This is a genomic window from Rhizobium sp. AC44/96, from assembly GCF_001692185.1.
Classification (GTDB): Bacteria; Pseudomonadota; Alphaproteobacteria; order Rhizobiales; family Rhizobiaceae; genus Rhizobium.
Genome location: NZ_LXKO01000025.1, coordinates 440321 through 452170 on the forward strand (window position 1 = coordinate 440321; position 11850 = coordinate 452170).

At 61.4% G+C, this 11850-nt stretch carries 11 protein-coding genes; 9 read left to right on the forward strand and 2 right to left on the reverse strand.

All coding sequences use genetic code 11. The annotated features are described in order from the left end of the window. Positions 1 to 380: 380 nt before the first annotated feature. A complete protein-coding gene (locus A6U87_RS19505; RefSeq protein ID WP_244499536.1) occupies positions 381 to 1229 on the forward strand; it encodes a sugar phosphate isomerase/epimerase in 849 nt (282 codons plus the stop codon). 25 nt (positions 1230 to 1254) lie between these two features. Here the strand turns inward: A6U87_RS19505 and A6U87_RS19510 are convergent, their stop codons facing one another. Then, positions 1255 to 2139: a sugar phosphate isomerase/epimerase gene (locus tag A6U87_RS19510; RefSeq protein WP_065692926.1), complete on the reverse strand. Its 885-nt coding sequence runs from the start codon at positions 2137 to 2139 to the stop codon at positions 1255 to 1257. 122 nt (positions 2140 to 2261) lie between these two features. Between A6U87_RS19510 and A6U87_RS19515 the strand changes: the two genes are divergently transcribed. Beyond that, the gene (locus A6U87_RS19515; protein ID WP_065692927.1) at positions 2262 to 3749 is read left to right on the forward strand and encodes a GMC oxidoreductase; all 1488 of its coding nucleotides are present in this window, start codon (positions 2262 to 2264) and stop codon (positions 3747 to 3749) included. 16 nt (positions 3750 to 3765) lie between these two features. Next, positions 3766 to 4824, forward strand: coding sequence for a Gfo/Idh/MocA family protein (locus tag A6U87_RS19520; protein ID WP_065692928.1), 1059 nt, complete (start codon positions 3766 to 3768; stop codon positions 4822 to 4824). 91 nt (positions 4825 to 4915) lie between these two features. Here the strand turns inward: A6U87_RS19520 and A6U87_RS19525 are convergent, their stop codons facing one another. Then, positions 4916 to 5617 (reverse strand): GntR family transcriptional regulator, encoded by a 702-nt coding sequence (locus tag A6U87_RS19525; protein WP_065692929.1) that lies wholly within the window; start codon positions 5615 to 5617, stop codon positions 4916 to 4918. Between the two features lie 121 nt (positions 5618 to 5738). Here A6U87_RS19525 and A6U87_RS19530 point away from each other — a divergent pair, with 121 nt between their 5' ends. The 6 genes from A6U87_RS19530 (at position 5739) to kduD (ending at position 11808) form a co-directional block, all read left to right on the forward strand. Continuing rightward, entirely contained in the window at positions 5739 to 7253 is a 1515-nt protein-coding gene (locus tag A6U87_RS19530) for an aldehyde dehydrogenase family protein (RefSeq protein ID WP_065692930.1), read from the forward strand. A 152-nt stretch (positions 7254 to 7405) separates the two neighbouring features. Continuing rightward, positions 7406 to 8356 carry a substrate-binding domain-containing protein gene (locus A6U87_RS19535; protein WP_065692931.1) on the forward strand — a complete coding sequence of 317 codons (951 nt, stop codon included), beginning with the start codon at positions 7406 to 7408 and terminating at the stop codon, positions 8354 to 8356. Positions 8357 to 8425: 69 nt separating this feature from the next. Further along, the gene (locus A6U87_RS19540; protein ID WP_198928729.1) at positions 8426 to 9445 is read left to right on the forward strand and encodes an ABC transporter permease; all 1020 of its coding nucleotides are present in this window, start codon (positions 8426 to 8428) and stop codon (positions 9443 to 9445) included. Continuing rightward, positions 9445 to 10182 carry an ATP-binding cassette domain-containing protein gene (locus A6U87_RS19545; RefSeq protein WP_016554332.1) on the forward strand — a complete coding sequence of 246 codons (738 nt, stop codon included), beginning with the start codon at positions 9445 to 9447 and terminating at the stop codon, positions 10180 to 10182. Before A6U87_RS19540 ends, A6U87_RS19545 begins: the two co-directional genes overlap by 1 nt. A gap of 31 nt (positions 10183 to 10213) precedes the next feature. Next, positions 10214 to 11056: a 5-dehydro-4-deoxy-D-glucuronate isomerase gene (kduI, locus tag A6U87_RS19550; protein WP_065692933.1), complete on the forward strand. Its 843-nt coding sequence runs from the start codon at positions 10214 to 10216 to the stop codon at positions 11054 to 11056. After that, entirely contained in the window at positions 11053 to 11808 is a 756-nt protein-coding gene (kduD, locus tag A6U87_RS19555) for a 2-dehydro-3-deoxy-D-gluconate 5-dehydrogenase KduD (protein WP_065692934.1), read from the forward strand. The genes kduI and kduD overlap by 4 nt, the downstream gene beginning before the upstream one ends. Positions 11809 to 11850 lie beyond the last annotated feature (42 nt).

Below are 11850 nucleotides of genomic sequence, written 5' to 3' on the forward strand. Positions count from 1 at the left end.
CGAGGCACATAGTCGAAAAGATCGTACCGAAGCAGCGCGCAATGCCCCCCTCAGAGCTGGTCCTCAAGGCTTCCTCCGTCAATTCGTTGAGCGATTGGCTGTTCGTATGCGAAGAGAAATGCTGGGTAGAAAACACAACTGCAAGACGTACATAATCCCACGTTGAGAAATCGATGCTACTCCTCGTTGGCGGAAACCGTCAAGCCGGGTCGACCGCAACGCGGCGTTCCTGCGCATAATGACTGATCAAACCGCGGCGATCCCATTATTGGTTGGCTTCGCCTCCGTGACTATTTGCCTTCCAATGACCGATTGATCGGCGTTGTATTGGCTGACATAGTCCCGCCGCGCATCAGCCCCCACTAAACAAAGATCCATCAATGACCGAATCCGCCAATCAACCCTCCACGTCCGTTTCCGTTCGTCCGCTGGCGAAAATCAGCCTGAAATGGAGCATGGTCGAGGAGCCTTCGCTATCCATCCTGGAGAAGTTCCAGCTTCTGCGCGATCTCGGTTATGACGGGGTTGAACTCGATGCACCCAATGATCTGCCGCTCGACGAGGTGTTGAATGCCCGCGACAAGACCGGCCTCAAGATCCCAGGCCTCGTCAATGCCGTGCACTGGAAACATCCGCTCACGGATTCTGATCCGGCGGCGCGTCAGGCCTGTGTCGATTCGATGATCAAAGCGCTTCATGATGCCGTGCGCTACGGTGCCACGACGGTGCTGCTCGTTCCCGGTGTCGTCAACGCGGGCACCAGCTACAAGACCGCTTACGCGAGAGCCGCCGAGGGGATCGCCAAGATCCTGCCCGCCGCGGAAGAAACCGGCGTATCTATCGCCCTTGAAAATGTCTGGAACGACTTCCTGCTCAGCCCCTTGGAGGCAGCGGATTTCGTCGATCGCTTCAATCATCCGAAACTCGGCTGGTATTTCGATGTCGGCAACGTCCTGCGCTACGGCAGACCGACGCATTGGATCGAGGCACTCGGGTCGCGTATCCTGAAGATCGACATCAAGGAATACAGCCTCGGAAAAATGAACAGCGAAGGCCCTTGGAAGGGTTTCGATGTCGAGTTGGGCGAGGGCGACTGCGATTGGGCGGCCGTCAACAAGGCCCTGTCTGATGTCGGCTATTCCGGCTGGGCCTCCATCGAGGTGACGGGAGGCGACCGAAATCGCCTCGCCGATCTCAAGAAGCGCGTCGACCGGATCGCCGCGCTCTAATCTCAAGATTGCAGGAGGGCAATGTTCAGCGGCCGGCAGCGGCAAACATTGCCTTCGCATTCTTCAAGCCGATCTCACAGCCGTATTGCGTCGGTTCATTGCCTTCGTATTCCAGAGAAACGAAGCCGTCATAGCCCGACGCGACGATGTCCTCGATGATCGACTGAACAGGCAGATCGCCGTAACCGAACACCGAACCGCGAATCGCCTGGCCGCCGACCGTCTGCAGCCAATCGGTTCCGGGTGCGGTCTGGCGCACATAAAAGTCCTTGATGTGGACGAAGCTCGCGTCGGGAAGGCATGCTCGCGTTCCCGTCAGCGGGTTCTCATCGACACAGAGGAAATTGCCGATATCGACGGTAAGCTTGAAGCTCGGCAGATTGACCGCATGCAGCAGCCGCTTGATCCGTTCGCTTGAGTTCATGAAGAAGCCATGATCCTCGACGCCCGTCGTCACGCCATAGCGGCCAGCATGGGCGGCAAGTTCGTGGGTCGCTTCGGCGATAGCAGGGAATGCTTCTTCGAACTGGCCAGGCGCTGTCACGCGCAACGACCACGGCACGACGTCGTGGCGCAGGAAGCGTACGCCGAGCTTGTCACACAGCTCGACATAGCGCTTCAGCCGGGCGAGCTGGAATGCCCGTTCACTATCGTCAATGAAATTGCCTGAGGTGCAAAGGCCGGCGAGCGGCACACTGCTCTTTTGGGACGCTCCCGTCAGCCGCTCCAGCATCTCGGCGTCATCGATGAGTTCATATTGCAGGTCCTGTCCTTCAGGGGCGACGGAAAGCGTTGCCAGCTCGACATGATCGCCGCCATGTTTGCCGACCCAGGCGAACACATCCTCGATCTGCATGGCCCCGCTCTGCATCAACGGACGGAAGCTATATGAACTCAGACCTATCTTCATCGCGGCATCTCCTCGATCGCTGTTATCAAACTTTGTTCGTAGACTAACGATCCCGGTTGACATCCGCCAGGATACATCTTTGTTTGATATCAAATTGATACCGAAGAATAGGGAATAGCATAATGTCTGAGCAATCCGCCGACGTCGTCATTATCGGGAGTGGCCCGACCGGCTCGGCCTATGCACGGGTGATCAGGAATGAATGGCCGCAAGCGCGTATTCTGATGGTCGAGGCCGGCCCGCAGATTCTCGCGCAAAAGGGCGCGCATCTCGACAATATCGCTGATCTCGACGAACGCGCGGCCCTCGAACTTCAGGCCCAGGGCGGCGATCGCAGCCCGCGCATGCCGATCAACAAAGAGGAATGGGAAGCGCGTCGTGCCGGCGGTTTCGACGGATCGATGTTGCGCCGTTCCGGTCTTTTCATCGCCAATGAAGCCGATCCGCAGGACGAGAACCTGTTTGCCGGCTTCTCGGCAGCCAATGTCGGCGGCATGGGAACCAAGTGGTCGACCGGCACGCCGGTGCCCTCCGAGATCGAATTGGTGCCCTTCATCCCGACCGACGAGATGCACAAGGCTCTGGCGGTGTCGGCGCAATTGCTTGGGACCAACAAGGATCCACGCGCCGGCGATGTTGCAGCCATTGCCATGCGCGAGCGCCTGGGCGAAGTTTTCAATCCCGGTCGCACGCCCGATCGCTTCGTTCAGCCGATGCCGCTTGCCGCAACGCCTGGCCCCGAGGGCCTGCGCTATCACGGCACTGATGTCGTTCTCGGCGATCTCGTCGATGAGCCGAAGGAGCGCTTTCAGATTCTTTCCGAAACGGCCTGCCGCCGCGTGATTCATGAGAATGGCCATGTCACCGGTGTCGAACTTGTCCGCGTCGGCTCGGAAGAAGCCTTCGTGGTCAGGGCCGCAACGGTCGTCGTTGCCTGTGATTCGCTGCACTCGCCGCAACTGCTCTACGCCTCGGGTATCCGCCCGGAAGCGCTCGGCCGCTACATCAACGACCACTATATCGTCTCGCAGATCAGCGAAATGCAGACCGATGTGCCGATGGCGTCGATGAGCTGGATTCCGTCCACCACGGAGTTTCCCTATTCCGTCACGATTGCCGCGACCAGCCTGCATACGATGCCGAAGGCCAGCGAAATGAGTGGTCAGCCGATCGGCATGGGCTTTTTCGTGGCCTCCGACATCAGTGCCGACAACCGTGTCACCTTCGATGACAACACCCGTGACTGGCTCGGCCTTCCAGCCATTTCCATCCACTGGCGGCAGTCGGAAGGCGACAAGGCGCGCCTGGAAGAGGCCAAGGGTCATGCGCAGCGTATTTCGGCCATCATCGGTCGTCCGGCGCCGGGCTTTGCTACCTTCGTGCAGCCTGTCGGTTCGTCGCTGCATTACCAGGGAACGATCCGGATGGGTGAGCGCGACGATGGTACCAGCGTCTGCGACAGGAACTCCAAGGTCTGGGGCTTCGACAATCTCTATGTCGCCGGAAATGGCGTGATCCCGACGGTGACTGCGACCAACCCGACCCTGTTCAGCGTCGCTCTCGCCAGTATCGGCGCCAGCCAGATCGCTGACGCTCGCCGCACCGTTTGACTTGGAGATTGCCTGAATGACTAAGCAAAAACTCAAGGTTCTGGTGGTCGGCCTCGGTCAGATGGGGAAGAGCCATGCGCTCGCCCATCACAATCACCCCGGTTTCGAGATCGTCGGTCTCGTCAACCGCTCGGTTCCCGACCTGCCGGAAGAACTGCGCTCCTATCCCTTGCGTCACGACTATTTGCAGGCGCTTGAAGAGCTCAAGCCCGATGTCGTCTGCATCGCAACCCATACGAACACCCACGCGGATATGGCTGTCGCGGCGCTGGAAAGCGGCGCGCATGTCTTCGTCGAAAAGCCGCTTGCCGCCAATGTCGCCGATGCAGAACGCGTCGTGGCCGCCGCCAAGGCCAATGACCGGAAACTCGTCATCGGCTATATTCTGCGCCATCATCCATCCTGGATGCGGCTGATCGACGAGGCACGCGGCCTCGGCGGTCCTTATGTCTTCCGCATGAACCTGAACCAGCAGTCGAGCGGTAGCGCCTGGGCGATCCACAAATCGATCATGCAAACGACATCGCCGATTGTCGATTGCGGCGTGCACTACGTCGACGTCATGTGCCAGATCACCGATTCAAAGCCGGTGGAAGTGCGCGGCATGGGCGTGAAAATGGCCGGCGGCCTGCCTGATGGCATGTATAACTACGGCCACTTCCAGGTGCTGTTCGAGGATGGAAGCGTCGGCTGGTACGAGGCTGGCTGGGGTCCGATGATGTCGGAGACCGCCTTCTTCGTGAAGGACGTCATTTCGCCGAATGGCTCGGTTTCCATCGTCATGGACGAGGGCGCAAGCTCCGCCGATCTGGACGCGCATACGCGGACATCCAGATTGCGCGTCCATCATGCAGAGCTGAAGGCAGATGGATCTCCGGCAAAAGCGGATGATTGGCTTGATATGCATGACGAGCCGGGCCATCAGGCGCTGTGCGATCGGGAGCAGGATTTCGTCTACCGGTCCGTGGTCGAAAACCTGGACCTTACCCGTCACATGGATGATGCCGTGACTTCGCTGCGCATCTGCATTGCGGCGGACGAGAGCGTCAGGACTGGGCGCAGCGTCTCTCTCTAGCTTGGAGCCTTGGTGCGCCGCTGCTCAACCACGTCCGAGGGCAGCCACTGCGCGGGTCATGCATCCGCGCAGTGGCACCTTCAATGTGGCATTATTCGAACAGATCCGGATTATCCGCCTCGATCTGCGGTAGATCCGACAAAATCCCGTTAAGGTGGGCGCGCATGGCGCCGGCGGCGGCGTCCGCGTCGCGTCCGTCGATGGCGGTGATGATCGCCTCGTGCTCGGCGATCAGCCGCATCATCGAATCGGGGTGGCGAAGCTGCAGATTGCAGACGCGGTCCATGTGGGCCTTGATGTCGGCGATCGCATTCCAGGCAAGGCTGCAGCCAGCGCCTTCAGCGATCGCGATATGAAACTGCTCGTCCTCTCGCCGGAATGCGTTGTGGTCATGGGCGTCCATCGCGGCACGCTGCCGGCCGAGAATGGTGTCGATCCGGCGCCGCGTCCAGGTGTCGAAGCTTTCGCTGGCGCGTCGGGCAACAGCGGTTTCAAGGGCTTCGCGCACGAAGCGCGCTTCCATCATCTGCCGTGCCGAGATTCGGACGACCACGGTGCCTCGGTTCGGGCGCACGTCGACCAGCCGTGATTTCCCAAGCGCGATCAGGGCCTCGCGCACGGGTTGGCGCGAGACACCCATGCGGGTCGCGATCTCCTGTTCGGAAAGCCGCGTGCCGGGTGCCAGTTCCAGCCTGATGATCTGCTCGCGCAAGTCGCGTTCCACCTGTGCCGCAGCGGTTTCGCCGGTCTCAATCTTCAAGGATTCGAGGTTCATGTCTTTCGTCGCCGTCATGCGTTGACATCCAATTTAAACCACCATACAGTACCATACAATTCAAACGCAACATAAATCCGGTGGTCTGAAACCGGGTAAAAAGGGAGGGCCGGCACGACTTGTCGGCTTTAAGAGAAACGTGCTGTCCAATTTCATTGCGCCTGATTCCAGTGATCCGCGGCTGAACATTAAATCCCGCTACCAGATGCTTGTCGATGGCAAGTCGGTGGATGCTGCTTCCGGCCGGACGATTGACCGTGTCAGCCCCGGTCACGCGGGCGTCGTGGTCGGCACTTGGCCGGAGGCCTCGGCCGATGATGTGCGGCTGGCCGTTGCCGCCGGCCGCCGTGCCTTCGATGCCGGCCCGTGGCCGCGCATGTCGGGCGCGGAGCGTTCGCGTCTGATGTTCAAGGTGGCCGACCTGATCCTGAAAAATCAGGAAGAACTGGCTCTGGCTGAAAGCCTTGAGGTCGGCAAGCCGATCGCCCAGGCGCGCGGCGAGATCGGCTTCTGCGCCGACCTCTGGTCCTATGCCGCCGGTCAGGCGCGCGCTCTGGAAGGCCAAGCGCACAACAACATCGGCGACGATCGGCTCGGTCTGGTGCTGCGCGAAGCTGTCGGCGTTGTCGGCATCATCACGCCATGGAACTTCCCCTTCATCATCGCTTCAGAGCGCGTGCCGTGGGCGATCGGCGCCGGCTGCACTGTCGTCCTCAAACCGTCCGAGTTCACCTCTGGTACGTCGATCCGCATGGCGGAACTGGCGCGCGAGGCCGGCATTCCCGATGGCGTCTTCAACGTCGTCACCGGCTACGGCGATCCGGCCGGCCAGGTGCTCGCCGAAGATCCCGGCGTCGACATGGTCGCCTTCACCGGTTCGGTGCGCGTCGGCACCAAACTCGGCGAGATTGCGGCGCGCAGCGTCAAGCGCGTCGGATTGGAGCTCGGCGGCAAGGGGCCGCAGATCGTCTTCGCCGATGCCGACCTCGAGGCGGCGGCCGATGGTATCGCTTACGGCGTGTATCACAATGGCGGGCAATGCTGCATCTCCGGCAGCCGACTGCTGGTTCAGGAGGGTATTCGCGACGCATTGATGGAACGCCTGCTCGACATCTCGCGGAAGGTGACCTTCGGTGATCCGCTGAACGACCGCACCAAGATCGGCGCGATGATCTCGGAAGCCCATGTCGGCAAGGTCCATTCGTACGTGGAGGCCGGCATCGCATCCGGTGCCGAACTGCTGCTCGGCGGCGAGCGCGTCGGCAAGGACACCGGCATCTATTACGCTCCTACCGTGTTTGCCGGCGTGAAGCCGGAGATGTCGATCGCCCGCGAGGAAATCTTCGGACCGGTGCTTTCGACCTTGACCTTCAAGACCGCGGACGAGGCCGTCGCGCTCGCCAATGCCAGCGAGTTCGGCCTTTCCGCCTCGGTCTGGTCGACCAATCTCGAAAACGCGATGCAGAGCATTCGCCGCATTCGCGCCGGCCGCTGCTGGATCAACAGCGTCATCGACGGCACCCCGGAACTGCCGATCGGCGGCTATAAGAAAAGCGGCCTCGGCCGCGAACTCGGCCGCTATGGCTTTGATGAATATTCCCAGTTCAAGGGCGTGCACGTGACGTTCGGGCGACCCGCGCCGTGGTTCGGCTGACAGGGAATTAGAGGGACAGGGCGTTTCCGCTTTTGGGAGAAGGCGGGACGTCTCGGAGGAAAATCTCGGCCGGCGTGATCTTTGGTCGGAGCCCGCCAGCCGAGACTTGGGTCTTTCGACCCGTATTGCACATCCAAAGGGAGGATACGCAAATGAAATTGACCAGGTTGAAAACCGCAGCACTCGCCGCGGGTATCGCCACGATGATGACATCTACGGCATTGGCCGCCGACGTCAAGGCAACGATGATCATCTATCTCGATCCGAGTGTCCAGTTCTTCAACCCCGTGGTGAAGGGCGCCAAGGATGCGGCGGCACAGTTCGGCGTCGATCTCGACGTGCAATATGCTAATAATGATCCGGTTCGCCAGAACGACCTGATCGAAAGCGCCACGGCAGCCGGCGTCGATGGCATCGCGGTTTCCATTTCCTCGTCGGATGCCTTCGATGAGAGCATCTGCGCGGCCGTGAAGGCAGGCATCGTCGTCATCGGTTTCAACAATGATGACCTCGAAGGCGCCAAGGGCAATTGCCGCCAGGCCTATGTCGGCATGAACGAATTCGCCTCCGGTTACGAGCTCGGCAATCGGATGATCAAGGAGTTCGGCCTGAAGTCCGGCGACACCGTCTTCAATCCGCGCGAAATTCCCGAAGCGAGCTTCGCGGTCGCGCGTGGCGGCGGCATCGAGAAGGCGATGAAGGAAAACGGCATCAAGGTCGAGACGGTTCGCGCCGGGCTTGATCCGGCCGAGGCGCAGAACATCATGGCGCAGTTCCTGATCGCTAACCCCAACGTCAAGGCCGTGTTCGGCACGGGCTCGGTCACCTCGACCGTTGGCGCCGGCGCCATCAAGGACGCGGGCGTGAAGGTCCCGTTCGGCGGCTTCGACCTCGCGGTCGAGATCGTCAATGCGGTCGAGTCAGGCGCGATGTTCGCGACCATGGACCAGCAGCCCTATCTGCAGGGCTACTACCCGATCGCCCAGATCGCGCTTTCCAAGAAGTACGGGCTGACCCCGACCGACGTCGACACCGGCCAGGGCGCCTTCCTCGACAAGTCGCGCATCAGCTCGGTCAAGCCGCTGATCGGCAGCTTCCGCTAACCGCGCTTCGTGGGAGCCTGCCGGCGATGCCGGCAGGTTCTCCGTCTCCAATCGATCGAGTACCAGACCGTGACACCAATTCTTGAGACAAGTGCCGCGCCCCGGTCGCGGACGCAGAAACAACCGATTATCCGGCAGATCATGGCGATGCCGGCAGGCGCGATCTTCCTCGTCTTCATGATGCTGCAGATCGTCTGCATCGCAGGCGCCTTGCTCTATCCGGATCAGTTCCGCTATCTCTCGCCGCAGAACCTGACGATCCTGATGAAGGCGGTCCCCGTGCTCGGCTGCCTGGCGCTCGGCGCCGGCGTGCTGATGATCGCGGGTGAATTCGACCTCTCCATCGGCTCCGTCTACACCTTCACCGCCATCCTGATGGCGAGCCTCGTCGGCGCCGGAATGAGCGCCTTCATAGCCGCCCCGCTCGGCGTTTTGGCCGGCATCATGATCGGTCTGCTCAACGGCCACATCACGCTGCGCTTCGGGTTACCATCGTTCATCGTGACGCTGGGCGGCCTGCTGTTCTGGCGCGGCGCGGTGCTCCTTTATAACGGCGCGGTCCAGGTCCGCTTTGACCCGGAACCGATCTTCACCAGCCTGTTTTCCGGCACACTGCTCGGCATCAATGCCGCCTTCATCTGGATCGTGCTCTTCGTCGTCGGCTTCCATTACCTCGTCCATCGTCACCGTTTCGGCAACCATGTGTTCGCCACCGGCGGCAATCGGGGTGCTGCGGAAGCGATCGGCATCAACACCAACCGCGTCAAGCTGGTGGCCTTCGCGATCGCCGGCGGCATGGCGGCGGTGGCCGGCATCATTGCAACGGCCCGCGTCGGCAGCGTGCAACCGGGGCAGGGCGCCGGACTGGAACTGCAGGCGATCGCCGCCTGCGTCATCGGCGGACTGTCGCTTCGCGGCGGCCGAGGCTCGATCATCGGCATCTTCCTCGGCGTGCTCCTCATCCACACCATCACCGATGTGCTGCTTCTACTGCGTGCGCCGGGCTTCTATCTCGACATGTTCATCGCGACGCTGATCGTGCTGGCCGCCATCTTCAACCATCTTATCGAGCGGCGAGGTCTTGCGTGATGTCGGCCCCCAATCTTCTTGAACTGCACAACATCTCGAAAAGCTTCGGCGCGCTGACCGCGCTGCGCAATCTGAGCTTCCACATCGGCGAAGGCGAAGTGGTAGGACTGCTCGGCGACAACGGCGCCGGCAAGTCGACGACCGTCAACCTGATCTCGGGCATCCACAAGCCGACGGATGGCTATCTCAGCGTCGATGGAAAGAAGACGGCGTTTACCTGCCGGTCTGACTCCGCCGATGCCGGTATCGAAACCATCTATCAGCATACGGCACTGGTGGATTCGCTCTCGATCACCCGCAACATCTTCATGGGCCGCGAACTCACCGATCGCTTCGGCTTCCTGCGCCAGCGTGAAATGCGCGAGATCGCCATGGAGGTGCTGCAGAACGCCGTCCACATCTCCGGCATCGATAGCCCCGATACGCTGGTCGGAAATCTCTCCGGCGGCCAGAAGCAGGCCGTTGCCATCGCCCGCGCCGTCTATTTCAAGAAGCGCGTCCTGCTTCTCGACGAGCCGACGTCTGCGCTCTCGGTGCGCGAGACGGAGGCGCTCCTGAACCAGGTGCTGAAGCTCAAGGCGGAAAACGTCTCGAGTGTGCTGGTGACCCACAACATCTACCACGCCTATCAGGTCTGCGACCGCTTCGTGATCATGAGCCACGGCACCAAGGTGTTCGATGTCGACAAGGCGGACACGACGATCAACCAGTTGACCGAATATGTCGTGCTCACCTGATCCCACCCAACAGACAGAAGGGGCATAGCCCGTGACCATTTCAGTATCAGTACGCCAGGTCGTCGGACCGCAGGACGCCGCAAGGCGCGACACCCAAGGTTTGCGCGACGGCTTCGTGATCGAGAACCTGTTTCGCCCCGGCGAAGCAAATCTCACCTACAGCCATCTCGATCGCATGATTGTTGGTGGTGTGGTGCCTGCTGCCAAGCCTATCGAGATTGCTGCCATAGCCGAGACCGGCACGGAGCGCTTTCTCGACCGGCGCGAGGCTGCCATCGTCAATATCGGGGGCGCCGGTACGGTCAGCGTAGGGGGTAAGGCCTATGAACTCGGCTTCCAGGAAGCGCTTTATATCGGAATGGGCGAGGGGGCTTTGAGCTTCGCCAGCAAGGACCCGGCCCAGCCGGCGCTATTCTACCTCTTGAGCGCACCGGCGCATCGGACCTGCCCGACGGTGCACATCACCCGTGAGATGGCGAGGAAGGTGGTCGTGGGCTCGGCGGAGGAATCCAACGCCCGCACCATCAACCAGTACGTCCATCCGGATGTGTGCGACAGCTGCCAGCTGCTCGTGGGACTGACGATGTTCGAGCCGGGTTCGGTCTGGAACACCATGCCGGCGCATGTGCACGATCGGCGCATGGAGGTCTATCTCTACTTCGGCATGCAGGAGCAGACGCGTATCTTCCATTTCATGGGAGAACCCAGCGAAACGCGGCATGTCGTGCTGAAAAACCACGACGCCGTGCTGTCGCCCGGCTGGTCGATCCATTCCGGTGCCGGAACCGGTCGTTACGCCTTCATATGGGCCATGGCTGGCGATAACATGAGCTTCACCGACATGGACAAGGTGTCGATGGAAGACCTGCGATGAGCCTTTTCGATCTCACCGGCCGCTGGGCCATCGTCACCGGCGCCAATACCGGCATCGGCCAGGCCATTGCGGTTGGGCTGGCCGAAGCGGGCGCCGACATCGTCGGCGTCGGCCGCTCGGCGATGGACGGCACAGCGGATGCGGTCACATCGACGGGGCGCCGGTTCGTATCGCTCAAGGCGGACCTGTCCGATACCGGGGAGGCTAAGGCCGTTGTCGAACGCGCCCTTGCCGCCGGCGCCTCGCCCGACATTCTCGTCAACAACGCCGGCATCATCCGCCGCGCCGACGCGCTGGAGTTTACGGAGGAGGATTGGGACGCGGTGCTCGATACCAACCTGAAATCCGTCTTCTTCCTCTGCCAGGCCTTCGCGAAGGCCGCGGTCGCGCGCCAAGCGCCGGCAAAAATCATCAACATCGCCTCGCTGCTCTCCTTCCAGGGCGGCATTCGCATTCCGTCCTATACGGCGGCGAAAAGCGGGGTTGCGGGGATCACAAGGCTGATGGCGAACGAGTGGGCGTCGAAGGGCATCAATGTGAATGCCATCGCCCCCGGCTATGTCGAGACCAACAATACCGAGGCACTTCGCGCCGACGCGGAGCGCAGCGCGGACATCCTCAAACGCATTCCGGCCGCCCGCTGGGCTAAGGCCGAGGATATGGCGGGCACGGCGGTCTATCTGGCGTCGCGCGCTTCCGATTATGTTCATGGCACGGTGCTGCCGGTCGACGGCGGCTGGCTTGCCCGATAGGTAGCCGATTCAACTGGCGTCCGTTCTGCCGCAAGCGAGTTG

Bases quoted from the DNA above. Each gene is read 5' to 3' on its own strand.
- A6U87_RS19505 (WP_244499536.1), top strand. From the start codon at position 381: ATGACCGAATCCGCCAATCAACCCTCCACGTCCGTTTCCGTTCGTCCG.
- A6U87_RS19510 (WP_065692926.1), bottom strand. From the start codon at position 2,139: ATGAAGATAGGTCTGAGTTCATATAGCTTCCGTCCGTTGATGCAGAGC.
- A6U87_RS19515 (WP_065692927.1), top strand. From the start codon at position 2,262: ATGTCTGAGCAATCCGCCGACGTCGTCATTATCGGGAGTGGCCCGACC.
- A6U87_RS19520 (WP_065692928.1), top strand. From the start codon at position 3,766: ATGACTAAGCAAAAACTCAAGGTTCTGGTGGTCGGCCTCGGTCAGATG.
- A6U87_RS19525 (WP_065692929.1), bottom strand. From the start codon at position 5,617: ATGACGGCGACGAAAGACATGAACCTCGAATCCTTGAAGATTGAGACC.
- A6U87_RS19535 (WP_065692931.1), top strand. From the start codon at position 7,406: ATGAAATTGACCAGGTTGAAAACCGCAGCACTCGCCGCGGGTATCGCC.
- A6U87_RS19545 (WP_016554332.1), top strand. From the start codon at position 9,445: ATGTCGGCCCCCAATCTTCTTGAACTGCACAACATCTCGAAAAGCTTC.
- kduD (WP_065692934.1), top strand. From the start codon at position 11,053: ATGAGCCTTTTCGATCTCACCGGCCGCTGGGCCATCGTCACCGGCGCC.